Source organism: Pseudomonas sp. SJZ077, from assembly GCF_007993905.1.
GTDB lineage: Bacteria > Pseudomonadota > Gammaproteobacteria > Pseudomonadales > Pseudomonadaceae > Aquipseudomonas > Aquipseudomonas mandelii.
Genome location: NZ_VIUJ01000008.1, coordinates 165,094 through 187,883 on the forward strand (window position 1 = coordinate 165,094; position 22,790 = coordinate 187,883).

At 61.4% G+C, this 22,790-nt stretch carries 23 protein-coding genes and 1 pseudogene; 14 read left to right on the top strand and 10 right to left on the bottom strand.

Going from position 1 to position 22,790, the window contains the following annotated elements:
• Positions 1–175 precede the first annotated feature (175 nt).
• From FBY01_RS14640 to FBY01_RS14650, 3 genes are all read right to left on the bottom strand, one after another.
• Positions 176–1,495 (bottom strand): Nramp family divalent metal transporter, encoded by a 1,320-nt coding sequence (locus tag FBY01_RS14640; RefSeq protein ID WP_077749086.1) that lies wholly within the window; start codon positions 1,493–1,495, stop codon positions 176–178.
• Positions 1,496–1,572: 77 nt separating this feature from the next.
• Complete coding sequence (locus tag FBY01_RS14645; protein ID WP_010455527.1) at positions 1,573–2,097, bottom strand: DUF3833 domain-containing protein; 525 nt, start codon at positions 2,095–2,097, stop codon at positions 1,573–1,575.
• A 10-nt stretch (positions 2,098–2,107) separates the two neighbouring features.
• The gene (locus FBY01_RS14650) at positions 2,108–2,641 is read right to left on the bottom strand and encodes a chalcone isomerase family protein (RefSeq protein ID WP_010455529.1); all 534 of its coding nucleotides are present in this window, start codon (positions 2,639–2,641) and stop codon (positions 2,108–2,110) included.
• Between the two features lie 164 nt (positions 2,642–2,805).
• Here FBY01_RS14650 and FBY01_RS14655 point away from each other — a divergent pair, with 164 nt between their 5' ends.
• From FBY01_RS14655 to FBY01_RS14670, 4 genes and pseudogenes are all read left to right on the top strand, one after another.
• Positions 2,806–3,600: a hypothetical protein gene (locus FBY01_RS14655; RefSeq protein WP_145308255.1), complete on the top strand. Its 795-nt coding sequence runs from the start codon at positions 2,806–2,808 to the stop codon at positions 3,598–3,600.
• 56 nt (positions 3,601–3,656) lie between these two features.
• Positions 3,657–4,580 (top strand): DMT family transporter, encoded by a 924-nt coding sequence (locus FBY01_RS14660; protein ID WP_010455534.1) that lies wholly within the window; start codon positions 3,657–3,659, stop codon positions 4,578–4,580.
• 41 nt (positions 4,581–4,621) lie between these two features.
• Positions 4,622–4,809 (top strand): annotated as a pseudogene (locus tag FBY01_RS32125) (glutathione S-transferase family protein); the annotation flags it as partial.
• A 91-nt stretch (positions 4,810–4,900) separates the two neighbouring features.
• A complete protein-coding gene (locus FBY01_RS14670) occupies positions 4,901–5,488 on the top strand; it encodes a hypothetical protein (RefSeq protein WP_010455538.1) in 588 nt (195 codons plus the stop codon).
• Positions 5,489–5,491: 3 nt separating this feature from the next.
• Here FBY01_RS14670 and FBY01_RS14675 read toward each other — a convergent pair whose 3' ends face one another.
• The 3 genes from FBY01_RS14675 to FBY01_RS14685 all read right to left on the bottom strand — a co-directional run bounded on the left by FBY01_RS14675 (position 5,492) and on the right by FBY01_RS14685 (position 8,487).
• On the bottom strand, positions 5,492–6,208 hold the full coding sequence (locus tag FBY01_RS14675; protein WP_145308252.1) for an alpha/beta hydrolase: 717 nt from the start codon (positions 6,206–6,208) through the stop codon (positions 5,492–5,494).
• A gap of 184 nt (positions 6,209–6,392) precedes the next feature.
• On the bottom strand, positions 6,393–7,505 hold the full coding sequence (locus FBY01_RS14680; RefSeq protein ID WP_145308251.1) for a succinylglutamate desuccinylase/aspartoacylase family protein: 1,113 nt from the start codon (positions 7,503–7,505) through the stop codon (positions 6,393–6,395).
• A 202-nt stretch (positions 7,506–7,707) separates the two neighbouring features.
• A complete protein-coding gene (locus FBY01_RS14685; RefSeq protein ID WP_077749081.1) occupies positions 7,708–8,487 on the bottom strand; it encodes an ABC transporter substrate-binding protein in 780 nt (259 codons plus the stop codon).
• Positions 8,488–8,732: 245 nt separating this feature from the next.
• On the opposite strand from FBY01_RS14685, the gene FBY01_RS14690 reads away from it, so the two are divergent.
• Positions 8,733–9,377: a type 1 glutamine amidotransferase gene (locus tag FBY01_RS14690; protein ID WP_145308249.1), complete on the top strand. Its 645-nt coding sequence runs from the start codon at positions 8,733–8,735 to the stop codon at positions 9,375–9,377.
• A 190-nt stretch (positions 9,378–9,567) separates the two neighbouring features.
• Here the strand turns inward: FBY01_RS14690 and FBY01_RS14695 are convergent, their stop codons facing one another.
• Positions 9,568–10,002, bottom strand: coding sequence for a rhodanese-like domain-containing protein (locus tag FBY01_RS14695; RefSeq protein WP_145308247.1), 435 nt, complete (start codon positions 10,000–10,002; stop codon positions 9,568–9,570).
• Positions 10,003–10,104: 102 nt separating this feature from the next.
• Here FBY01_RS14695 and ftrA point away from each other — a divergent pair, with 102 nt between their 5' ends.
• The gene (gene ftrA / locus FBY01_RS14700; protein WP_010455550.1) at positions 10,105–11,079 is read left to right on the top strand and encodes a transcriptional regulator FtrA; all 975 of its coding nucleotides are present in this window, start codon (positions 10,105–10,107) and stop codon (positions 11,077–11,079) included.
• A gap of 109 nt (positions 11,080–11,188) precedes the next feature.
• Here ftrA and cobF read toward each other — a convergent pair whose 3' ends face one another.
• Positions 11,189–11,944, bottom strand: a complete 756-nt coding sequence (gene cobF / locus FBY01_RS14705; RefSeq protein ID WP_145308246.1) for a precorrin-6A synthase (deacetylating) — start codon at positions 11,942–11,944, stop codon at positions 11,189–11,191.
• Positions 11,944–12,504: a histidine phosphatase family protein gene (locus FBY01_RS14710; protein ID WP_145308244.1), complete on the bottom strand. Its 561-nt coding sequence runs from the start codon at positions 12,502–12,504 to the stop codon at positions 11,944–11,946. Before FBY01_RS14710 ends, cobF begins: the two co-directional genes overlap by 1 nt.
• Before the next feature lie 341 nt (positions 12,505–12,845).
• Between FBY01_RS14710 and FBY01_RS14715 the strand changes: the two genes are divergently transcribed.
• The 8 genes from FBY01_RS14715 (at position 12,846) to FBY01_RS14750 (ending at position 21,253) form a co-directional block, all read left to right on the top strand.
• Positions 12,846–13,700 (top strand): MurR/RpiR family transcriptional regulator, encoded by an 855-nt coding sequence (locus FBY01_RS14715; RefSeq protein ID WP_145308242.1) that lies wholly within the window; start codon positions 12,846–12,848, stop codon positions 13,698–13,700.
• A gap of 2 nt (positions 13,701–13,702) precedes the next feature.
• Positions 13,703–14,347, top strand: coding sequence for an isochorismatase family cysteine hydrolase (locus FBY01_RS14720; protein ID WP_145308240.1), 645 nt, complete (start codon positions 13,703–13,705; stop codon positions 14,345–14,347).
• Positions 14,344–15,675 (top strand): glutamine synthetase family protein, encoded by a 1,332-nt coding sequence (locus tag FBY01_RS14725; RefSeq protein WP_145308238.1) that lies wholly within the window; start codon positions 14,344–14,346, stop codon positions 15,673–15,675. The genes FBY01_RS14720 and FBY01_RS14725 overlap by 4 nt, the downstream gene beginning before the upstream one ends.
• Positions 15,659–16,411: an N-formylglutamate amidohydrolase gene (locus FBY01_RS14730; protein WP_145308236.1), complete on the top strand. Its 753-nt coding sequence runs from the start codon at positions 15,659–15,661 to the stop codon at positions 16,409–16,411. Before FBY01_RS14725 ends, FBY01_RS14730 begins: the two co-directional genes overlap by 17 nt.
• A 56-nt stretch (positions 16,412–16,467) precedes the next feature.
• Complete coding sequence (locus FBY01_RS14735) at positions 16,468–17,817, top strand: APC family permease (protein WP_077749072.1); 1,350 nt, start codon at positions 16,468–16,470, stop codon at positions 17,815–17,817.
• A gap of 119 nt (positions 17,818–17,936) precedes the next feature.
• Positions 17,937–18,953: an arginine N-succinyltransferase gene (locus tag FBY01_RS14740; RefSeq protein ID WP_145308234.1), complete on the top strand. Its 1,017-nt coding sequence runs from the start codon at positions 17,937–17,939 to the stop codon at positions 18,951–18,953.
• 61 nt (positions 18,954–19,014) lie between these two features.
• Positions 19,015–20,049 carry an arginine N-succinyltransferase gene (gene astA, locus FBY01_RS14745; RefSeq protein ID WP_145308232.1) on the top strand — a complete coding sequence of 345 codons (1,035 nt, stop codon included), beginning with the start codon at positions 19,015–19,017 and terminating at the stop codon, positions 20,047–20,049.
• A 334-nt stretch (positions 20,050–20,383) separates the two neighbouring features.
• Entirely contained in the window at positions 20,384–21,253 is an 870-nt protein-coding gene (locus FBY01_RS14750; protein ID WP_010455567.1) for an oxaloacetate decarboxylase, read from the top strand.
• Between the two features lie 173 nt (positions 21,254–21,426).
• Here FBY01_RS14750 and FBY01_RS14755 read toward each other — a convergent pair whose 3' ends face one another.
• A complete protein-coding gene (locus FBY01_RS14755; RefSeq protein ID WP_145308230.1) occupies positions 21,427–22,668 on the bottom strand; it encodes a M20/M25/M40 family metallo-hydrolase in 1,242 nt (413 codons plus the stop codon).
• Positions 22,669–22,790 lie beyond the last annotated feature (122 nt).

Consider the following 22,790-nt stretch of genomic DNA (forward strand, 5'->3'; position numbering starts at 1 on the left):
ACCGGGTTCTTTTTTGCCCCAGCCTTCAGGCAAATCTCACCAGATTCAGCGTGGGCAACGGGCCGCCCGGAAAACCGCGTTATCGTTCATCGCGAGCAGGCTCGCTCCCACAGGGTTTTGTGTTCACCGCAGATCCACTGTGGGAGCGAGCCTGCTCGCGATGAGGCCGGCCCAGTCACCCCAAAAATTGCAAGATCAACCAGCTATTCGCCCCACTGATCACCCCAAACAACCCCCACGCCAACACCCGCGTCGGCCAGCGATTCACAAACGGTCCCATCAATTTGTGATCGTTGGTCATGCGAATCAGCGGGTACAACGCAAACGGCAACTGCAGACTCAACACCACCTGACTCAACACCAGCAACTTGCCGATCGCATTGTCACCCATCAGCCAGACGCCGATGAACGCCGGGATCAACGCCAGCCCTCGCGTAATCAGCCGTCGTTGCCAGCACGGGATCCGTAGGTTCAGATAACCCTCCATGATCACCTGCCCCGCGATGGTCCCGGTAAACGTCGAGCTCTGCCCGGACGCCAGCAAGGCCACCCCGAACAACACACTGGCCAAGGCGCCGCCCACCAGTGGGTCGAGCAAGTGATAGGCGTCCTGGATGTCCACCACATCGGTATGCCCGCTCTGATGAAAGGCCGCCGCGGCGAGGATCAGGATCGCCGCATTGACCAGCAGCGCCAACGCCAGAGAGCCAATGGTGTCGATGCGCGCCAGTTTGACCGCGTCCCGCTTGCTGGCCAGGTCCTTGCCGATCATTCGGGTCTGTACGATCGAGGTGTGCAGGTACAAGTTATGCGGCATCACCGTGGCCCCGAGGATGCCAATGGCCAGGTACAGCGGCGCGGCATCGCCAATGGCAGACAGGGACGGCGTAAACCCACGGGCGACGTCCGGCCAGTACGGTTTGATCAGCAGCAACTCGACGAAGAAGCACACGCCGATGGTGCTCACCAGCACCAGCATGATCGCTTCCAGGCGGCGGAAACCACGGTTTTGCAGGGCCAGCACCAGCAGCGTGTCAAACGCGGTCAGCGCGATGCCGACAGTCAGCGAACAGCCCAGCAGCAAGTGAAAGGCCAGTGCGCAACCGAGCACCTCCGCCAGATCGGTGGCGATGATCGAGATTTCCGCCAGCACCCATTGAGTCCGCGCGGTCCGTGTGCTGTAGCGCTCCCGGGACAGCTGCGCCAGATCGCGGCCGGTGGCGATGCCCAGGCGCGAACACAGACACTGCACCACCATCCCCGCCAGACTCGCCAGCAGCACCACGAACAACAGGCTGTAACCAAAACGCGAACCGGCCTCGATGGCGGTCGCCCAGTTGCCCGGGTCCATGTAGCCGATGGACACCAGCAAGCCAGGACCGGCAAAGCGCAGCATGCGTTTGAAAAATGAAGCGTTGGGATCAACTGCAACGCTGCCCGCCACTTCCGGCGGGCAAAACGGCGCAGTGCCAACCTTGGGCAAACTGAATTTCACGGACACATCCGTCGACAGTTGGAAAAGCGCAGCTTAGACGTTTCAGCCCCTGCGCCCAAGGGGCAAATGCCCGGGTATCAGGCGCCGTGGCGGCGGAAGAACAAGGTCACCTGGCCCAATTCAACACCGAACTTGGTCATGGCGGAGCGATTGGCCATGGTGTTTTCGTCCAGCAAGTACATCCAGTCGTCGAAATGCACCTGGTAGACCTTGTCGTCCACCGGCAGGCTCAGTTCATAGCGCCAGTGCAGCGCGTTGCCGGCGACCTCACCGCGAGACTCGCCGACCACATCGCCGGCCGTACCGCGCCAACGGCCAGGGCCGTCCGGGTACAACGTCCAGACACGGGTCTGCTTCGTGCCGTCGCTGTAGGTAAAGGCTTCATGCATGATCAGGTTCTGACCGTCCATTCGGCTGTTGATCAGCACATGAAAGCGTTTGACCACCTCGCCCGAGCGCTTCTGGAACATTCCCCAGCCATCCACTCGCCCGACGAAGAACCCGGGTAGATCGAGCTTGGGGTTTTGCTCGCTGTAATGCTGCACATCGACGCTGCAACCCGCCAGGCAGACGCACAACACCAGCAGCAGATTTTTCAACATGTCATGCACCTCAAGGCTTGGCGCTGCCCAGCAACTGCTGGCGCAACTCCGGATTACGTGTACGTGGGTCGAGCCAGATATCGAAAAAGGCCCGGGCGAATTGCGGGTCCTTCACTTCGTGTTGCGGCTGCTGGCCGACAAAGAACCGCGCGCCCTGCCCCGGCAAATAAACGCCGGTAATGCGCATGCCGGCTTTTACGTCGACGAACGACTGTTGCATCTGCACCTTCCAGCGCTCGAGTTGCTCGGTGCTGACCGAGGCGCCGGACAACCGCTTGATTTCATCGACACTGGCCTGCACCAAATCATCGCGGGAAATGCTGCGCTGATAGATCAGCTCCAGGGCAAACGGCTGATCTGGTGCCAAAGGCCGGGCCGCACTCCAGAGCCGAGCGTTGTAGACATCGAATCCGAACACCCGAAACTCGCCGGCACCGATGATCTGCGCGCCGGGCAATGCCTCCTGCCAATTGGCCAAGGCCTGGGTGCATGACAATCCCAGCAACAACACACCGTGATACAGGCGCAACCGGAGTCTGTTCATCGCGTTTTTCTCACCATGGGCATCTGTTAAAAACTTATACGCAAAGCTACGTTTTGTACAATTATTTGAGTTGCAAGTTTTGTATACAAAACCCCCTCATTCCTAGAGCAATCCTGCGTCCGCAGTGCTAACGTTGGCGCCTCACTCAGGTCGGAGACGTGTGCGTGCTGATGCTCAAGCTGCTGGTGATTCCAGGCTTCCTCTTGTTGATTTCCCTGGCTGGCAAACGCTGGGGCCCCAGCGTGGCCGGTTGGCTGTCGGGATTGCCGGTGGTGGTCGGGCCGATTCTGTTCTTCCTTGCCATCGAACAAGGCCAGGTGTTCGCCGCTCAATCAGCGACGGCGGCGTTGTCGGCGATGTCCGCGATGATTGCCTTCTGCGTGACCTACGCCCAAGTCGCTCAACGGGCAGGATGGCCATGGGCGTTGACCATTTCACTGCTGGTCTGGTCCGCCGTGGCCGTGGTGCTCTCGCTGATACCCCCCTCGCTGATGTTCTCGGTGATCGCGGCCGCCACCGCGCTGCTGGCGGCGCCGTACCTGTTTCCCAGTGTGCAACCCATCGTTACAGGCCCGGCGCCGAAGTCCGACAGACTGCTGCTGCGCATGATGGCCGGCGCCCTGCTCACCCTCGCCGTGACCTTACTCGCCAGCACCGTCGGCGAAGGCTGGAGCGGTTTGCTCGCGGTGTTCCCGGTACTCGGCAGCGTGATGGCGGTGTTTTCCCAGCAAACCCGCGGCCCGGCGTTTACGGCAGCATTGCTGCGGGCGACGGCGACCGGCATGTATTCGTTCGCGGCGTTTTGCCTGGTGTTGGCGCTGGCGTTGCCCGACATGGGCATGAGCGCCTTTGCCCTCGGTGTTGCGGTGTCCGTGGGGATGTTGGGCATAACCAGGCGCTTGCTGGCGCGACCGATCAACTCGACCACCGAGACTGGACGATCAGCGATCAAACGCTAAGCTCCTTCACATCCAGAGGGCCAGGATGTCGCCCGCTACGTGCTGAAGGAACAGACATGAGTCTCGCATCGTCCCTCGTCCGTCCCCCCCACTCAGCCACCGCCGTTGGCGTGATCGCGATAGTTCTCTGGTCCTGCCTCGCGCTGTTGACCACCCTCACCGAAGGCATTCCGCCCTTTGAACTGCTGACACTGAGCTTCGGCATAGCGTTTGTGGCGAGCCTGGTGATTCTGGGTCGGCGCGGGCTCGCCGGCTTCAGTAGCTGGCGACAGCCCTGGGCGGTATGGGTGACCGGGTTCGTGGGCATTTTCGTTTATCACGCGCTGTATTTTTTCGCGCTCAAAGTAGCCCCGGCGGCCGAAGCCAGTCTGATCAACTACCTGTGGCCGCTGTTGCTGGTGCTGCTCTCGGCGTTCTCGGCCGGAGAAAAGCTGCACAAACGGCAAATGCTCGGCGCACTGCTGGGGCTGGCCGGCACCGCGTTCATCATGCAACAACACGGCCCGGAGGCTGGCGCCTCGATGCCCATCGCCGGTTATCTCGCGGCCTTCGGCTGTGCGGTGATCTGGGCCGGTTACTCGGTGATCAACCGACGGTTCAACAACGTGCCCAGCAGCATCATCGGCGGGATCTGCGGTATGTCGGCCGTGTCCGGTCTGATTTGCCATCTGGCCTTCGAAACCACGGTACTGCCTGATCCCGGCCAATGGACCGCGATTGTGGTGCTTGGCCTCGGGCCGGTCGGGTTGGCATTTCTAGCCTGGGACCACGCCACCAAACACGGCAGTCTGGCGACGCTGGGGGCGCTTTCCTACCTGGCACCGTTGATATCGACGTTATTGCTGCTTGCCGTGGGACGCAGCCAGGCCGGTCCGATCCTGATCATCCCTGCCGTGTTGATCATCGCGGGGGCGGTGATCGCCACGTCGAGCGCAAGCGATAGAGCGCCCGCAACACGTTCAATTGTTCCGAACGAGTAAAGCTGCCGAACCCGATGAACGTTGCCCTGCTACTTGAAGCGTCTGGCTACGCGCATTACATCCTCGGCGAGAACGGCCTGGCGGCCTACCCGAACGTCAAGCGTCTGTTCGATGAAACAGCGCCCGCCCGGGCGCCCAGCGTGCGCAGGATCTCAGGGAGAAATGGGTGTTCAAGGCCGAGTTCAACGAAGAAACCCGTCATAACCTGTTTGCGCAAAATCAGGCCTGAGACTGTGGCGAGGATGGTTTTCGGCAGCTGCTACAAATCGTGTTCCATGGGATGATTGCGGCGAATGCGCGATTATCCCTGGAGTTTCCGAATGTCATTGTTGAGTAAAAAAGCCGTTGTCCTGTTACTGACGGCGGCCGCCAGCCTGGGGGCGTTGAATGCCTCTGCCGCCAAGGCCACCGCCAGCGATAAAGCGCCCGCGCAAGTGGTCTCGATGCTCGGCGGCAAGTTCAAGTTCACCCTGCCCAAGGGCTTCATCGCCAACCCGCTCCCGGCCGGCGACGCGGCTACCGGTACAGCCGGGGCAACGGGCACCATGTACACCAACCAGACCACCAAAACCGTCGTAATCGCCGCTGAAAACACCATCCCCGGTGGCGCCAACGTCAAGGATAACGACGGTCCGTTCCTCGACTCCGCAGCGGCCGACTTCGCCTCCGAACAAGCCAAGGCGCTGCCGGACTTCACCAAACTCAGCGAAAAAAGCCTGACGCAGAAAGGCACCGGTCTGGGCTTGCGGCAGATCGACAGCACCGCCACCCAGGGCGGCGGCAAAACCCTCGACACCACAGTGATGGCCGCGTCCAACACGCGCATGGCGATCGTTCAGGTGATTTCCCGCCTCAGCGACAACGGCGGCCACGAGACGCTGGTCAAGCAGATCGTCAGCGGCAAATAAGCTTCAGGGGTTGAGGCGCTGCAACCAGGCGCTCAAATCCTGCATTTCGGTGGCACTGATGCTGTGACCGACACCGGGGTAGGCATGAAACTCAGGCTTGAGAGACAGGCTCTGTAACAGGCTGTTGGCCTCGGTGCCGTCGATGTACGGCAAGCGTTTGTCTGCCGTGCCATGACCGATGAAGATCGCCAGCTTCTGGCGTTTTTCATCCGGTTTGAGTTCGGATTTCAGCACCGGCAGAATCCGCCCGCTCAGCGCCGCAATCCCGCCGACGGCTTCGGGATGACGCAGCGCCACCTCGTAGGACATGATCGCGCCCTGGCTGAAACCCACCAGGAAGACCTTGTCAGGTTCGGTGTGATACTTCTTCGCCGCCTGTGCAATGAAGTCCAGCAGCACCTGGCCGCTGGCCTTCAGATCATCGGTCTCACCGTTGTAGGCAGCGTTGCCCTTCTCGCGAAACCACTTGTAACTGCCCTCCTCCATCACCATCGGTGCCCGCACTGACAGGAAGGTGTATTGCGCAGGCAATTGATCCTTGATATCGAACAGGTCCTGCTCGTTACTGCCGTAACCGTGGAGGAAAATCACCAGGGGCTGGTGGCGGGACTCGGGATGCGCCTGCTCAAGGTATTTGAGTGGCAGATCAGTGTGCAGCGGGGGTTCAGCGTGGACGGTGGCCGAGGCCAGCAGCGTCAGCAGAGCGAGAAACTTCAACATAAGCCTTCCTTCACAAGTGCAGGATTCGGGGGGAGCCTAACACTGTGCGCATAGCAAGGGGATTTGTGGCGCTGTTGATGCCGTCTTCGCGAGCAGGCTCGCTCCCACAGTGGACGTGTGTCGCACATCAAACCTGTGGGAGCGAGCCTGCTCGCGAAGAGGCCTTTGGCAATGGCGACAACCCTCAGTCGTTAACCAGTTTCCCCACCCGAATCACCTCACGCCCCGCCACCTTCGCCTGCCACGTCCCCGGCTGCGTATACCGCCCGCGATCAATCGCAAACAACACACCGCTGGTCCCGGCGCGCACGGTTGTCACGCGGTCGCTCAGCGGATCAACCACCTCAAACAGCGCATCGCCCTTCTCCACCCACTCACCCGAATCACGCAGAAAACTGACGACACCGTGATGCGGTGCAAACAGGTATTCGGTGCCCTCGAACGGCATGCCTTCACAGCACTCGCTGGGTGCCGCAGGCCAGGTGCCCGTGATGAAGCCCTGCTCGGCGAGGAACCCCAGGATCGCCTCGCAATTGGCCTGGGCCTGATCGACTCGCGTATCGCCCATGCTGCCCAGTTCCAGCGTCGTCGCCAGATTGGCCGGGGGAATCGCCGCCTCGGGGAAGGCCCGCGCCAGGCGCAGCCACGGCGACGAGCAGGACTCATCGAATGAACTGCCGCCGGAGTCTTCACAGAGCAACGCCACCCCGGCCTTCAGACGCGCGGCCAGGGATTGCCACCGCGGCCAGTGTTGCGGCAACGCATACAAATGAATCGCCGCGTCGAAATCGCAATGCAGGTCCAGCGTGATGTCAGCCTCGCAGGCGTGGCGCAGCAGCAGGCGGTGCATGGCCTCCAGCTGCGAAGCCGGTGCCGGCAAGTCGTCGAGGACTTGGCCCATGGTCTGGCGAATCAGCGCGATGTTGGCCTGCGCATCTTGACCCAACTGGTCGCCAATCAATGCGGCCACCGGGGTGCTGAGTTCAACGAAGGCGCGGTTGAAGTTCTTGCCGCTGCCCAGCTCGAAGCGCCCCATATGGCTGCCTTGCAGGTGCTGGTCAAGACCGATCGGATTGGCCACCGGCACCAGCTCGATCACGCCCTGCAACTGGCCCCGGGTTTCGAGTTCGGCCAGGCGCTTCTTCAGCTCCCAGGCTGTGCGCATGCCGGGCAACTCGTCAGCGTGCAGGCTGGCCTGGATGTAAACCTTGCGAGGACCCGCGCCGTAACGAAACACGCTGAGGGTGCGTTCGGTGCCCAGGTGGCTCCAGGGCAGAGGATGGTCGATGCGTTGCATGGTCACTCCTGAATGGCTGAACGGCGAAAATCATCTGTGGGAGCGAGCCTGCTCGCGAAAACGGTGGGTCAGTCAACATAAATGCAGCTGAACGACCGATTTCGCGAGCAGGCTCGCTCCCACAAGGGATTTCATTTCAACACAGAGCGGGCATAAAAAATGGCAACCGCGTCAACGGTTGCCACTTTTTTGAACGGCGTGATTACTGGCCGTAAACGTCAAAGTCGAAGTACTTGTCTTGCACTTGCTTGTACTTGCCGTTGGCGCGGATTTCGGTGATGGCGGTGTTGAATTTGTCGGCCAGCGCAGTATCGCCCTTGCGCACAGCGATACCGGCGCCGCCGCCGAAGTACTTGGCGTCTTCGTAGGTCGGGCCGACGAAAGCGAAGCCTTTACCGGCGTCGGTTTTCAGAAAACCGTCGTCCAGGTTGACCGAGTCGGCCAGCAGCGCGTCTACGCGACCGGACACCATGTCCAGGTTGGCTTCCTGCTGGGAGCCGTAGCGAACCAGGTTGATACCGGCCGGAACCAGTACTTCGGTGGCGAAGCGGTCGTGGGTACTGGCGCGCAGCACACCGACTTTCTTGCCCTTGAGTTCGGTCAGCGGGTCCTTGATGTCGGTGCCTGCCTTCATCACGAAACGAGCCGGGGTGTGGTAGTACTTGATGGTGAAATCGACGTTCTTCTTACGATCGTCAGTGATGGTCATGGACGACAGGATCGCGTCGATTTTCTTCACTTTCAGTGCCGGGATCAGGCCATCGAATTCTTGCTCGACCCAGGTGCACTTCACTTTCATCTGCTCGCACAGCGCGTCGCCGATATCGACGTCGAAACCGGTGAGTTTACCGTCAGGGGTTTTCATCGAGAATGGCGGGTAACCGGCTTCGATACCGATGCGGATCGGCTTGGCGTCATCGGCCACGGCGGTCAGGGACAACATCGACAGTGCCAAGGCACCAAACATCACTAGCTTCTTCATTTATAACTCCTGTGTGCGGAGGCTTTTATTGGCAGCTTTCGAATGACTTTCGGTCGGTGAAGATCGAAGTGGCCGGCAGTCTAGAATGGCTTCTAATGGGCAAATTGTTTTTAAGCGACAAATACTTATAGAAACGTGGCTGCTCCATTCAAAGCCCTTGAAGCGTGCGCCAAGGCGGTGCAAGGACTGTAGGACAAGCCCTTTTTTCAGACAAAACCTACACGCAAAAACTACAGAGAGTACCGATGCCCACCTTGAATCTGATCCAGCACCACCCCGCCGAAGGTCCAGGCGCCATTGCCGATTGGGTAGCGTCCAGAGGGGTGACGCTGGACATCTTTCGCGCCGACCTCGGCCAGTTACCGCCGGTTAGCGCGGCGCCCGTGATCGTGCTGGGTGGACCTTATGAATCCAACGCCGGGCCGGCGTGGCTGGAAGCAGAACGGCAGTGGCTGGCGGCCAGCCTGGATCAGGGCGCGGCGGTACTTGCGATTTGTCTGGGGGCGCAGTTGCTGGCGCTGAGTCTGGGTGGAAACGTGCGGCGGATGGATCGGTCCGAAACCGGCTGGACCACCGTGACGTTCGTCGATGGCCGGACGCTGAAGGTGCTGGAGTGGCACGAAGACGCAATCGACTTGCCGCCTGATGCGCAAGTGCTGGCCAGCAGCGATCAATGTGAACAGCAGATGTATCGCGTGGGGCCGACGCGGGTGGGCTTGCAGTTTCATCCAGAGTGGAATGCGGAGTCGGTGGCGATGCTCAATGCGCACTTTGGAGAGGAGTCGCCGTTGCCTCGAGGGCAACAGGACAGCGCCGCCCATGCAGCCGTGTTCGAATGGTTGCAGGCAACGCTGGATGGGTGGTGGGCAGCGTGCTCAAGCAGTCGCTGAACTAAGGATTGACGGGCTCCTGTGGCCAGTGAGCCTTTGTGGCAACGGAGCTTTTGTGGCGAGGGAGCTTGCTCCCGCTGGAGTGCGAAGCGCTCCCAAAAATCTTCGACAATTGCCAAGATTGCGGGGCTGCTGCGCCACCCAGCGGGAGCAAGCTCCCTCGCCACGATGGTTCAGCGCTGTCTGAATATCAACATTCGCAACCGATGGCGGTGGTGGCAGGCCGCTGCACCGCAACACTCAGTTCCAACCCCTCATCCAGCCACCCGGTCACGCCGCCGATCATCTCCTTGACCGGGTAACCCAGCGCCGCCAGCTTCACCGCAGCCTTGTGCACACCGTTACAGTGCGGCCCGGCGCAATAGACCACAAACAAGGTGGACGTCGGGTAACCCGCCAGGCTCTCGGAGGTGAGCAGGCGTCCCGGAATGTTGATCGCGCCGGGCACATGCCCGCGTTCGAACGCCAACGGTCCGCGAACGTCCACCAGGACAAAATCCACATCGCCGGCCTGCTGGCTGCCGTACACGTCGGAACAATCGGTTTCAAAGGTCAGACGGTTGCTGAAGTGCATCAGGGCAATGGCCGAAGGGGCTGCGGGAATGGCGCGGACCAGGCTGGTCATGGGCTGTACTCCAAAGTCTTGAGTGGGTATGAGAAGACTTTATCCGCCCGACGCTTGCGGCTACAGTGGCGCACAAGACACTTACCGGGAACTTTCCGCCAAATGCAACCGAACCCTGGATTGGTCGCGATTCTGGTCTACGACGGCCTCTGTACGTTCGAATTCGGCATCGCCGTGGAGATCTTCGGCCTGGCGCGGCCGGAGTTCGACTTCCCTTGGTACGAGCATCGTATCGTCGCCGTGGATCAGGGCCCGATGCGCGCCATGGGCGGGATTCAGGTGCTGGCCGATGGCGGCATGGAACTGCTCGAAGAGGCCCGCACGATCATCATTCCCGGCTGGCGCGATCGCAACGCGCCGGTACCGGAACACGTGCTCGCCGCCCTGCGCCAGGCGCATGCGCGGGGAGCGCGGTTGCTGTCGATCTGCTCCGGTGTGTTTGTGCTGGCGGCGACCGGCCTGCTGGACGGTCATGGCGCCACCACCCATTGGCGCTATGCCGCTGAGTTGGCCGAACGTTTTCCGAACATTCGGGTGGACCCGGATGTGCTCTATGTCGATTCCGGCCAATTGATCACCTCGGCGGGCAGCGCGGCGGGGATCGATGCGTGCCTGCACCTGGTGACGCGGGACTTAGGCACGCAGGTGGCCAACTCAGTGGCGCGGCGCCTGGTGATGTCGCCGCAACGCACCGGCGGTCAGGCGCAGTTTATTCCTACGCCCGTCAGCCCGACGCCGCGCAGCGATTTGTCCCGCGTCATGCAGTGGGCCCGGGAACGCTTGCACGAACCGCTGGAGGTTCGCGAACTGGCGAGCGAGGCGGCCATGAGTGAACGCACGTTTCTGCGTCGGTTTACCGAGGCCACCGGCATGCCGCCCAAGGCGTGGTTGCAGCATGAGCGGCTGGCGCGGGCGAAGGAGTTGCTGGAGAGCACCGGGCAAAACACCGACCAGATTGCCGCGCAGTGTGGGTATCGCTCGGTGGAAAGCTTTCGCGTGGCGTTTCGTGGGGTGGTGGGCGTGCCGCCGTCAGTGTATCGGGAGCGGTTTGGGCGTGGGGTCAAAGCCATTATTTGAGGTGCGCTTGAGGGCCTCTTCGCGGGCAAGCCTCGCTCCTACAGGTATTGCGTCGCCTTTGCAGGAGCGAGGCTTGCCCGCGAAGACATCAGCTCAGGCACCGTTTACCTCAAGGCTTGCGCAACAGGTAAGTATCCATAATCCACCCATTCGCCACCCGCGCCGCCTTGCGCACCCGCTCAATCTCCGGCGCCACGTCCTTGAGCTTGCCGCTGATCAGGATTTCATCCGGCGTCCCCAGATACGCGCCCCAGTAAATCTCCGTCTCCTGATCCGCCACTTGATGGTAGGAATCCTCGGCATCGAGCATCACCACGAGGCTGTCGGCATCGCTCACTTGCCCCGCCGCCAGCCGTCGGCCAGTGGTGATTTCAATTGAGCGGCCGATGCGATTCAGCGGTACCTTGTGCTGCGCCGCCAGCGCCTGAACGCTGGTGATACCGGGGATCACGTCATACTCGAACGCACAACGGCCCGAGGCCAGGATTGCCTGCAAAATCCGCAGGGTGCTGTCGTACAACGCCGGATCGCCCCACACCAGAAAACCGCCGCACTGGCCGTCGGACAGTTCCTCATTGATCAGCCGCTCGAAGGTCTGCTGCTTGGCGAGGTTCAGATCGTCGACACTGGTCTTGTAGTCCACCTCCCCGCGCTCGCGTTCCGGGCTATGGGCTTGGACGAAGCGGTAGTCGTGACCGGTGATGAAGCGCTCGCAGATCTCACGGCGCAGGTCGATCAATTTGTCCTTGCTCTGGCCCTTGTCCATCAGGAAAAACACGTCGACGAGGTTCAGCGCCTTCACGGCCTGCATTGTGATGTAGTCAGGGTTGCCGGCGCCGATGCCGATGACCAGCAGCTTCTTCATCAAATTTCTCCTTCAAGCAAGCGCAGGCGCCAGCGGCCGGTGAACCGCAACTCGACGGCCGACAACGGTTCGACGTCGATCAGGTTGAATGCCTTGGCCTGCAACACCTGCGTCAGTGCTGCGCGAATGACAAAGGGATGGGTGATGGCAAGGACATGCCCCGGTGTTGCCACAAGGGCCTGGAGCCACTGCGCCACGCGTTCACAGAGTTGCGCGACCGACTCACCGCCATGGGGCGCCGAGGTCGGATCATCTAGCCAGGTTTGCAGTGCCTCGGGTTCGGACTTTTGCAGGTCATTGATCCGCACCCCGCTCCACCGTCCGAAGTCACAATCCCTCAGTGCCGAAACGATTTCAACGTCATTGCCAAACAACTCGGCGGTCTGCTGCGTGCGCAACTCCGGTCCACAGAGCACCCGTGGCGCCCCCTCGAACTGACTGCTGCGCGAACCCTTTGCCAATTGGCCATAAAATTCCAACGGCTCATTCGTAGGAAAACTCGCCAATTTTTGTGCGACTGTTCGCGCGTGGCACATCAGGGTCAAACGGGTTGACTGCACGGTTTATCACCCTGTCGATGAAATGGAAAACGGCTCGATGCCGCCGATAATCACGCAATTGTGCCGCAAGACGCTTGATCCAGGGCGTTTCGTTTGCATCAGCACCGACGGGACGCGAGCTTGTTTAACCCATTAAGTTAGGCAATCTCTGACACTCATGTGGGCGATGGACTACAAAGCCAGTCGACTTCCGTGTAGCCCTCAGCGCACGGGCTTTTCGCCCCATTTTGGGGCCTTGAAAAACCACGGAAAGTTTCGCTAGACATGTAGCATGCGCTACATAAATACTGTTTTAGCGATTTATGAAACAAAACCGACATACCCATCCAGCAGGAGCCCGGATGCCCTCTCTCAGAGACCTGATCACCGATCCCGCCCTGGACCTTACGCCGGCGGAACGCAAAGTCATCCGTGCCTTGCTGGACCAATACCCGCGTAACGGGCTGGGACCGATGTCACGCTTGGCCGAACATGCCGGTGTCAGCGACCCCACCATTGTGCGGCTGGTGAAAAAACTGGGTTTCAGCGGTTACGCCGATTTCCAGGATGCCTTGCTCAGTGACATGGACCACCGCCTCCGGTCCCCCAGCGCCCTGTTGCAGCTTCGTTCTCATGTTCAGAAAGACGACGCCTGGAGCCATTACCTGGCGGACACCCATCGGGCGCTGGTGGATACCCATGCGCTGACCCAACCCGAAGATGTGCGGATTCTGGTGGAATGGCTGCTCGATACCCGTCATCAGGTTCACTGCTTTGGCGGGCGCTTCAGCAGTTTCCTCGCCAATTATTTGCTCAACCATTTGCGCCTGCTGCGCCCAGGCTGTTTCGCCCTGGAAGACAACGCACAACTGCCGGACCGGCTGTTCGACGTGCAGCGTCAGGACGTGGTGCTGGTGTTCGACTATCGCCGCTACCAGTCACAGGCCCTGCGCGTAGCCAATGCGGCGAAAAGCCGATACGCCCGGGTGGTGTTGTTCACGGACATCTATGCCTCACCGCTGCGGGAAATGGCCGACCTGATTATCAGTGCGCCGGTGGAATCGGTGTCGGCCTTCGACACCATGGTCCCGGCGCTGGCCCAGATCGAGGCGCTGATTGCCTGCCTGACCCTGCGCAGCCCGGAGCTGGCCGATCGCCTGGAAGGCATCGATGCCCTGCGAACCGATTTCGCCACCCACCTGCTGGAGGATAAATAAGGATGTTCACGCTCCCCCACCACTCGCCCCGGGACTTGCCGTTCACTGCCGATCACACCGCGCTGTTGCTGGTGGACATGCAACGTGCCTGGCTCGAACCGCAGTTCGACCCGCACCTCAACGGACCGGATGGCGAGTACTTCCTGACCCGCACCCACATGCAGGTGGTGCCCAATCAACGCCGATTGCTCAGTGCCTTTCGCAGCGCGCAGCAAAATGTGCTGCACACGATCATCGAAAGCCTGACCGCCGATGGCCGCGACCGCTCGCTGGACCACAAGCTCTCGGACATGCACTTGGCCAAGGGCAGCCCACAGGCGCGGATCATCGACGACCTGGCGCCGACAGAAAACGAAATCGTCTTGCCCAAGACTTCTTCCGGGGTCTTCAACTCCACCAACATCGACTACGTGTTGCGCAACCTTGAAACGCGGCACCTGATCATCGCCGGCATCGTCACCGACCAGTGCGTGGACATGGCGGTGCGTGACGCCGCCGACCGTGGCTACCTGGTGACGCTAGTGGAGGATGCCTGCGCGACCTACACGCCGGAGCGTCACCAAGCCTGCCTGAACGCGATCAAGGGTTACTGCTGGATCACCGACACCCAGACCGTGCTCGGCCGGTTGCAGGAGATGCAAGCATGAGCGAACGCCTGTCGCCGCTGCCCATGACCACCCTCGTCACCACCGACTTGATCGGCGTGACCCGTGGCCGTTCGTTTCCCACGGACGAACTTGAACATTACCTGGCGACGGGCTGCGGCTGGGTGCCGGCCAACAGCGCCCTGACCCCGCAAGACATCATCGCCTCCACCAACCCGTGGGGCGCTTATGGCGATTTACGCCTGATTCCCGACCTGAGCAGCCGGGTGACAGTCAGTAACGGCCCGGATGCCGCGGCCCCGGCGCTGGACTTCATCCACAGCGACATTCACGAAACCGATGGCCGCCCGTGGGGCGCCTGCCCACGCACGTTGTTGCGCAATGAAGTGCAGCGGTATCGCGCCGAATTGGGCTTGCAGGTCAACGCCGCGTTCGAACATGAATTCAACCTGAGCAGCGGCGCGGCCGATCAGCTGGCGTTCTCCCTTGAGGCCCAGCGTCAGGGCGCCGAGTTCGGTGGCTGGCTGCTCAGCGCCCTGCGCGCCGGTGGCGTCGAACCGGAAATGTTCCTGCCCGAATACGGCAAGCATCAATACGAAATCACCTGCCGCCCCGCCCTCGGCGTGGCCGCTGCGGACCGTGCGGTGAACGTGCGCGAGATCACCCGCGAGATCGCCCGGCAGATGGCCCTGGACGTGAGCTTCGCGCCGAAGACGTCCGAACATGCCGTGTGCAACGGCGTCCATCTGCATGTCAGCCTGTTGGATCTGGACGGCCAACCGCTGATGTACGACGCCGGCACGATCAATGGCCTGTCGACCCTCGGCCAGCACTGGGCCGCCGGCATCCTTCATTACTTGCCAGCGTTGTGCGCGTTTACCGCACCGACACCGGTGTCCTACGAGCGCTTGCAGCCGCATCACTGGAGCGCCTCCTACGCCTGCCTCGGCCAGCGCAACCGCGAAGCGGCGCTGCGGATCTGCCCGACCGTGAGCCTGGGCGGCAAATCGGTGGCGGCGCAATACAACCTGGAATTTCGCGCCATGGACGCCACGGCGTCGCCGCACCTGGCGATGGCCGCGCTGCTGATCGCCGGTCGCCTGGGCATCGAGCAACGCCTGGCCTTGAACGCGATCACCGATGAAATCCCCGATTCCCTGAACGAAGAACAACGCCAGGCCCACGGCATCGTCGCCCTGCCCGCCTCCCTTGCCGAGGCGCTCGAGTGCCTGCGCAATAGCGAGGCGCTGATCGAAGCCCTGCCGAGCGCGTTGATGGACACCTGGTTCGCCCTTAAAACCGAGGAGCTGACGGTGACGGAACAGCTGTCCCCCGCCGAACGCTGTGAGCACTATGCACGCCTGTACTGAATCCGCTGAACTTGGCCTGTACACCGAGCCCGCGTACACCCTGAGCCGCGAAGACTCGGCGCACCCGTTGATTCTGGTGTGTGAACACGCCAGCCGTTTTATTCCATCCGGGTTGAATGACCTGGGCCTGAGTCACGACGCGGCCCGCGAGCATATCGCCTGGGACATTGGTGCGCTGGCGCTTGCTGAAGGTTTGTCCCAGGCACTGGGGGCGACGTTGCTGACGGCCAATTACTCACGGCTCTTGATTGACCTCAACCGCCCGCGCCATGCCCCGGACAGCATCCCGCTGCAGAGCGAGATTTATCCGATACCGGGTAATCGGGATCTGGACGAAGTCACGCGCGAGTACCGCCACGAATGCCTGTTCAAGCCGTTTCACGCCCGGCTGCAAACCTTGATCGACCAACGAATCGCCCAAGGGCGGCCGGTCCGGGTGGTCGGCATTCACAGTTTCACCCCGGTTTTCCACGGCCAACCGCGCGCGCTGGAAGTCGGCGTGCTGTTTGGCGAAGCCAGGGACTACGCCCAACGACTGATTGACGGGTTGAGCCAGCACCCCTTGAAGGTTGCCAGTAATGAGCCGTACAAAATCAACCCGCTGGGCGACATGACCGTGCCGGTGCACGGCGATGCACGGGGACTGGAATCGGTGTTGATCGAGGTGCGCAACGATCTGCTGCGCAACGCTGAAAACGTCAGTCGCTGGGCAGGTTATCTGGCTCCGCTGTTGTAAGAAATCGCGTCAAACCCGCAGCATGCAGCTGCTTTCATCCCAAGGAGTAGGGCTTCATGGAATTAGAAGAATTCGGCTACAAGCAAGAGTTGCAACGTAGCCTGTCGCTGACTGACCTGGTGGTGTACGGGATGATCTTCATGATCCCCATCGCCCCGTTCGGTGTGTACGGTTACGTCAACGCCGAAGCACCCGGCATGGTGCCGCTGGCCTACATCATCGGCATGGTGGCGATGCTGTTCACCGCCCTGAGTTACGGCAGCATGGCGCGGGCCTTTCCGATTGCCGGCTCGGTGTATTCCTACGCGCAACGCGGCCTCAACCCGCACGTCGGGTTTATCGCCGGCTGGCTGATGCTGCTCGATTACCTGCTGATTCCACCGCTGCTCTACGTGTACGCGGCCATGGCGCTGAATCACCTTTACCCTGACATCCCCAAGGTCGGTTTCATTCTGGCGTTTCTGGTCAGCGCGACGTTCGTCAACCTGCGGGGGATTACATTCACTGCCCGCATGAACATTGTCTTTCTGCTGGCGCAACTGGTGGTGCTGGGGATCTTCCTGTTCTACGCCTGGAATGCGCTGCACAGCGGCGGCGGTAACGGTCAACTGACCCTGGCGCCGCTGTACAACCCGGACACCTTCAATTTCGCCCTGCTGATGCAAGCCGTGTCGATTGCGGTCCTGTCCTTCCTCGGTTTCGATGCGATCTCCACCCTCGCCGAAGAAATCAAGGGCGACCCTGGCCGCAGCGTTGGCAAGGCAGCGCTGATTACGCTGCTGGTGATGGGCGTGATCTTCGTCGTGCAAACCTGGATTGCCACAGACCTGGCGGCCGGCATGGGCTTCACCTCCGCCGACACCGCGTTCTATGAAATCGCCGAAATCGCTGCCGGCAGCTGGCTGGCAACCCTGACTGGCGTGGCCACCGCCCTGGCCTGGGGCGTGGCGGTTGCCATCACCTCGCAAGCGGCGGTATCGCGTCTGCTGTTCGGCATGGCCCGGGACGGCAAGCTGCCGAAAGTGCTGGCCAAGGTTCACCCGAAACACAACACCCCCTACCTGAGCATTTACCTCGTAGCGGTACTGTCGCTGGTGATCTGCTACCTGTTCATCAACTCGGTGGACACCCTCACTTCGCTGGTGAACTTCGGCGCGCTGAGCGGTTTCATGTTGCTGCACCTGACCGTGATCAATTACTACTGGCGTCGGCAGAAGTCCGGCCAGGTGATCCGTCACCTGGTCTGCCCGGTCGTTGGCTTCATCATCGTCGCGGCCATCATGTACAACATGGGGGTCGATGCACAAAAACTCGGACTGATCTGGATTGCCCTGGGCCTGGTGTATCTGTTTTTCCTCAACAAACTGGGCGCCAGCACAGCGTTGCCCGACCCGAGCAACGGCTGACAATAAAAAGAGCGGCGTCTGACAAGAAATCAGGCGACCGCCGATTTAATGCGTGGAAACCGACAGTGATAGTCAGGTTCGGCACACAGCGCCGAACCCTTTGATACAGGAGTACATCCATGCTGGTCTTACGCCCAGTCGAGTTAGCCGACCTGCCCCAGTTACAGCAACTGGCGCGCGACAGCCTGGTCGGTGTCACGTCCTTGCCGGATGACACTGAACGCCTGCGCCTGAGGATTCTCGACTCCTGCGCCTCGTTCGACAAAGACGTGGAAGGTCATGGCCCGGAGAACTATTTCTTCGTGCTGGAGGATCTCGCGGCCCGGCGTCTGGTGGGGTGCTCGGAGATCCTTGCCACCGCCGGCTTCAACGAACCGTTCTACAGTTTGCGCAACCGTCACTTCACCAGCGCCTCCCGGGAGCTGAACATCGAGCACGGCGTACCGGCGTTGTCGTTGTGTCAGGACCTCAGCGGCCACACCTTGCTACGGGGCTTTCACATCGAAACAGCGCTGGTGCGCACAGCGTTTTCGGAGTTGCTGTCCCGGGCGCGCCTGTTGTTCATTGCCGCCCATTCGCAGCGTTTTGCGCAAGCGGTGATCACCGAGATCGTCGGCTTCAGCACCGAGGAGGCGCAATCACCGTTCTGGGATGCGCTGGGCAAGCATTTCTTCGACCTGCCCTACGCCGAAGCCGAGCGGCTCTGCGGTCTGGAGAGCCGGACCTTCCTCGCCGAACTGATGCCGCAATACCCGATCTACGTGCCGATGCTGCCCCAGGCTGCGCAGGATTGCATCGGCCGGATCCACCCCGATGGCCAGGAGGCCTTCGACATTCTTGAGCGTGAGGGATTTGAAACCAACAGCTACATCGACCTGTTTGACGGTGGGCCGACGCTGTACGCGCGCACCTCGAACATTCTCTCCATCGCCCAAAGCCAGACCGGCACGGCGCAACGGGCTTCACTGATCGATGCGTGCGGCCGTTACCTGGTGAGCAATGACGCGCTGAAGGACTATCGCGCGATCGTCGCCGAGTTGAATGTCCAGGCCGGGCAACCGGTGGGGTTGAGCGCCGAGATGTGTGCCGCCCTGAACGTCACCGATGGCAGCCCGATCCGGCTGATTGCCCTGTGAGCAGCACCCGGCCCCATGCCCAACGACAGCGCCCGAACTGGCGCGAAGAAGGAGCTGCATCATGATTGTCCGCCCGGTTCGCATCACCGACCTGCCCGCCTTGATGGATCTGGTGCAACAGGCCGGCCCCGGGTTTACCACCCTGCCGGCCAACGAAGAACGCCTGGTGCACCGGGTGCGCTGGGCCCAGCGGACCTTCGCCGAGCAGGTCGAGCGTGCCGATGCCGATTACCTGTTCGTGCTGGAAGATGACGATCAGCAAGTGGTCGGCATCAGTGCGCTGGCCGGTGCCGTTGGCCTGCGTGAACCCTGGTACAACTATCGGGTCGGGCTGACCGTCAGTTCGTCGCCGGACCTGGGTATTCGACGGCAGATTCCGACGCTGTTCCTGAATAATGAAATGACCGGGCAATCGGAAATCTGCTCGCTGTTCCTGCGCCCCGATCAGCGCCACGGCAGCAACGGTCGGTTGCTGTCCCTGGGGCGCTTGCTGTTCGTGGCCGAGTTCCCGCACCTGTTCGGCGACAAACTCATCGCCGAACTGCGCGGCAGCGCCGACGAACACGGCTGTTCACCGTTCTGGGACAGCCTGGGCCGGCACTTCTTCAAGATGGATTTCAGCCACGCCGATCACCTGTCGGGGCTGGGCAGCAAATCGTTCATCGCCGAACTGATGCCGCGCCAGCCGCTTTACACGTGCCTGCTCACCGAACAGGCCCAGGCCGTCATCGGCCAGGCCCACCCAAACACCGAACCGGCACTGAAGATCCTCAAGGCCGAAGGTTTTGTGCATCAGGGTTACATCGACATCTTCGACGCAGGCCCGGTGATCGAAGCCCCGGTCGCGAAAATCCGCACCGTGCGCGACAGCCAACCGCTGGTTTTGGCTATCGGCACGCCCGACGAGCAGGCCCCGGTGTGGCTGATCCACAATCGCCGCCTGGAAAACTGCCGCATCACCACCGCCCAGGCCAGGCTGGTGGGCAACAGCCTGGTCGTCGACCGACTCACGGCCAAACGCCTGCAACTGCAACCGGGTAACTCGGTGCGGGCCGTGCCGTTACCCAATCGGCAACAGCAGGCGGTGGCAGCGTGATCAGATCCTGAGTCCTCCCCCACCCTTGTGGTGAGTGGGGTTCACCTGTGGCGAGGGAGCTTGCTCCCGTTGGGCTGCGAAGCGGCCCCAAAACTGCCACCCTAATCTATTTTTCCAGACACACCGCCCCCATCGTTTACGACTGCTGCGCAGCCGAACGGGAGCAAGCTCCCTCGCCACAGGTAAACCCGCTCGGCACAGAGGTCCCCGTCTATCTGAGCCCCCCAGCAAAATTCGTCATCATCTTCCCCTCCTTCGCGTGATAGCCTTTTGTTCCTTCGGCGTTGACACCTTTGCTCAAGCCTTTCCATTCCTTTGTATTGGTGGAACTCATATGTCCAGGCTTTCTCATCAAGATTTGCGCCGTAACTTCCGCGAGCTGTTTGCTTCCAACACCTGCTATCACACGGCGTCGGTCTTCGACCCGATGTCGGCCCGCATTGCCGCTGACCTGGGGTTTGAAGTGGGCATCCTCGGCGGTTCTGTTGCCTCGTTGCAGGTGCTGGGCGCTCCCGACTTTGCCTTGATCACTCTCAGCGAGTTCGCCGAACAGGCCACGCGCATCGGTCGAGTGGCCCAATTGCCGGTCATCGCCGACGCCGACCACGGCTATGGCAACGCGCTCAACGTGATGCGCACCATCGTCGAACTGGAACGCGCCGGCATCGCCGCCCTGACCATCGAAGACACCCTGCTGCCGGCGCAATTCGGCCGCAAATCCACCGACCTGATCGGCGTGGCGGAAGGCGTCGGCAAGATTCGCGCGGCACTGGAAGCCCGGGTCGACTCGGAAATGGCGATCATCGCGCGTACCAACGCCGGGATCCTGCCGGTTCAGGAAGTCATCAGCCGCACCTGTCATTACCAGCAGGCCGGTGCGGACGGGATTTGCATGGTGGGCGTGCGGGACTTCGATCACCTCGAACAGATTGCCGAACACCTGAGCGTGCCACTGATGCTGGTCACCTACGGCAACCCGCTGCTGCGCGATGACAAACGCCTGGCCGAACTGGGCGTGCGGGTGACCATTGATGGTCATGGCGCGTACTTCGCGGCGATCAAGGCGACGTATGACAGCCTGCGCGAGCAACGGCAGATCTTTACCCAGGCGTCGGATTTGAGCGCTACCGAGCTGACTCATACGTATACGCAGCCTGAGGAATATATCCGTTGGGCGGAAGAGTTCATGAGTGTGAAGGAATAGCGCTGCTGCTTGTTGCGCTGTAGGACATCGATTTTACTAACACCAAAAATCCCTGTGGCGAGGGAGCTTGTCGGATCGCCGCACCGTCCCGCTGGGCTGCGAAGCGGCCCCACGAAAAGGGGACTGCTGCACAGTCCCGCGGGAGCAAGCTCCCTCGCCACAGGGAACAATTTTCAGCGCTTCGCCAACTCCATGATCATCCGCGACAGCAGATAAATCCGCGGCGCTACGCTCTCCACCTCCGCGTATTCTTCAGGCGTATGAATATTGCCGCCGACAATCCCGAACCCATCCAGTGTCGGCGTACCCACCCCGGCCGAGAGGCTGGCGTCTGCCGCCCCGCCGCTGCCTTCTTCCGTCAACTTGCGCCCGATCTCGCCGTAAATCCCCTGAGCCATGGCCATCAGCCGATCCGATTCCGCCGTTTGCGGCATCGGTGGCAAACCGCGTTGTAGCGTGGTGGTGACTTCGGCATCAGGAATCAGCTTGTCCTTGGACACCCGCGCCAGGTCCTTCTCGATCCGGTCGAACTCTTCGGGTACCGCCGCCCGCACGTCAGCCTTGGCCGTGGCCTGGTCCGGAATCACGTTGGTGCGGTCGCCCGACTTGATCACGGTGAAGTTGATGGTGGTTTTCTTCTCGGCGTCGCCCAGTTTGCCGAGTTGCAGAATCTGGTGCGCCGCCTCCATCGCCGCGTTACGCCCCAGCTCCGGCGCAACACCGGCATGTGCGGCTTTGCCTTTGACTTCCACCACCGCCGTCGCGCTGCCTTTGCGCCACACCACCAGGCCATCCGCCGGGCGGCCCGGTTCGAGGTTGAGGGTCACGTCGTGGGCCTTGGCGGTTTTCTTGATCAGGTCGGTGGCGATGTCCGAGCCGGTCTCTTCGCTGGCATCGAGCAGGAAGGTAATTTGCGCGTAGTCCTTGAAGTCGAGGTTTTTCAGGACTTTCAGTGCGTAGATCCCGGCGACGATGCCGCCCTTGTCGTCCATCACGCCCGGCCCGTAGGCGCGGCCGTCCTTGATGTGGAAAGGGCGCTCGGCGGCCGAGCCTTCCTTGAACACAGTGTCCATGTGCGCCATCAGCAGAATTTTCGCCTTGCCGGTGCCTTTGAGGGTCGCGATCACGTGGCTGCTTTTGTCCGGTGTGTTGGGTACCAGTTCGATGGTGGCGCCGAGTTTTTTCAACTCGTCGATGGCGATGTCGCGCACTTGCGTCAGGCCGGGTTCATAGCCGGAACCGGAGTCGATGTTTACCAGACGCTCCAACAGTTTCAGGGCTTCACCCTTGTACTGTTCGGCGTCGGCGAGGACTTGTTTGTGGGGTTCGGCGAAGGCTGCAGGGGCGAATGCGCCGAGGGCGAGGGTCAGGCCAAGGCTGGTGGCCAGCAGGGAACGAGGGAGATTGAGCGTCATGAATCGATCCTTGTTTCGTGTCGGGGGTCAAAAACACCCTACCTGACTACGGCGCAAGGCTCTAGACCGAATGCGACGCACACGAACCTGAGGCCTATCCCGCAGGGGGATGTGTGCAGGCC

Bases quoted from the DNA above. Each gene is read 5' to 3' on its own strand.
- FBY01_RS14645 (WP_010455527.1), bottom strand. From the start codon at position 2,097: ATGTTGAAAAATCTGCTGCTGGTGTTGTGCGTCTGCCTGGCGGGTTGC.
- FBY01_RS14650 (WP_010455529.1), bottom strand. From the start codon at position 2,641: ATGAACAGACTCCGGTTGCGCCTGTATCACGGTGTGTTGTTGCTGGGA.
- FBY01_RS14660 (WP_010455534.1), top strand. From the start codon at position 3,657: ATGAGTCTCGCATCGTCCCTCGTCCGTCCCCCCCACTCAGCCACCGCC.
- FBY01_RS14670 (WP_010455538.1), top strand. From the start codon at position 4,901: ATGTCATTGTTGAGTAAAAAAGCCGTTGTCCTGTTACTGACGGCGGCC.
- FBY01_RS14675 (WP_145308252.1), bottom strand. From the start codon at position 6,208: ATGTTGAAGTTTCTCGCTCTGCTGACGCTGCTGGCCTCGGCCACCGTC.
- FBY01_RS14680 (WP_145308251.1), bottom strand. From the start codon at position 7,505: ATGCAACGCATCGACCATCCTCTGCCCTGGAGCCACCTGGGCACCGAA.
- FBY01_RS14685 (WP_077749081.1), bottom strand. From the start codon at position 8,487: ATGAAGAAGCTAGTGATGTTTGGTGCCTTGGCACTGTCGATGTTGTCC.
- FBY01_RS14690 (WP_145308249.1), top strand. From the start codon at position 8,733: ATGCCCACCTTGAATCTGATCCAGCACCACCCCGCCGAAGGTCCAGGC.
- FBY01_RS14695 (WP_145308247.1), bottom strand. From the start codon at position 10,002: ATGACCAGCCTGGTCCGCGCCATTCCCGCAGCCCCTTCGGCCATTGCC.
- ftrA (WP_010455550.1), top strand. From the start codon at position 10,105: ATGCAACCGAACCCTGGATTGGTCGCGATTCTGGTCTACGACGGCCTC.
- cobF (WP_145308246.1), bottom strand. From the start codon at position 11,944: ATGAAGAAGCTGCTGGTCATCGGCATCGGCGCCGGCAACCCTGACTAC.
- FBY01_RS14715 (WP_145308242.1), top strand. From the start codon at position 12,846: ATGCCCTCTCTCAGAGACCTGATCACCGATCCCGCCCTGGACCTTACG.
- FBY01_RS14720 (WP_145308240.1), top strand. From the start codon at position 13,703: ATGTTCACGCTCCCCCACCACTCGCCCCGGGACTTGCCGTTCACTGCC.
- FBY01_RS14725 (WP_145308238.1), top strand. From the start codon at position 14,344: ATGAGCGAACGCCTGTCGCCGCTGCCCATGACCACCCTCGTCACCACC.
- FBY01_RS14730 (WP_145308236.1), top strand. From the start codon at position 15,659: ATGCACGCCTGTACTGAATCCGCTGAACTTGGCCTGTACACCGAGCCC.
- FBY01_RS14735 (WP_077749072.1), top strand. From the start codon at position 16,468: ATGGAATTAGAAGAATTCGGCTACAAGCAAGAGTTGCAACGTAGCCTG.
- FBY01_RS14740 (WP_145308234.1), top strand. From the start codon at position 17,937: ATGCTGGTCTTACGCCCAGTCGAGTTAGCCGACCTGCCCCAGTTACAG.
- astA (WP_145308232.1), top strand. From the start codon at position 19,015: ATGATTGTCCGCCCGGTTCGCATCACCGACCTGCCCGCCTTGATGGAT.
- FBY01_RS14750 (WP_010455567.1), top strand. From the start codon at position 20,384: ATGTCCAGGCTTTCTCATCAAGATTTGCGCCGTAACTTCCGCGAGCTG.
- FBY01_RS14755 (WP_145308230.1), bottom strand. From the start codon at position 22,668: ATGACGCTCAATCTCCCTCGTTCCCTGCTGGCCACCAGCCTTGGCCTG.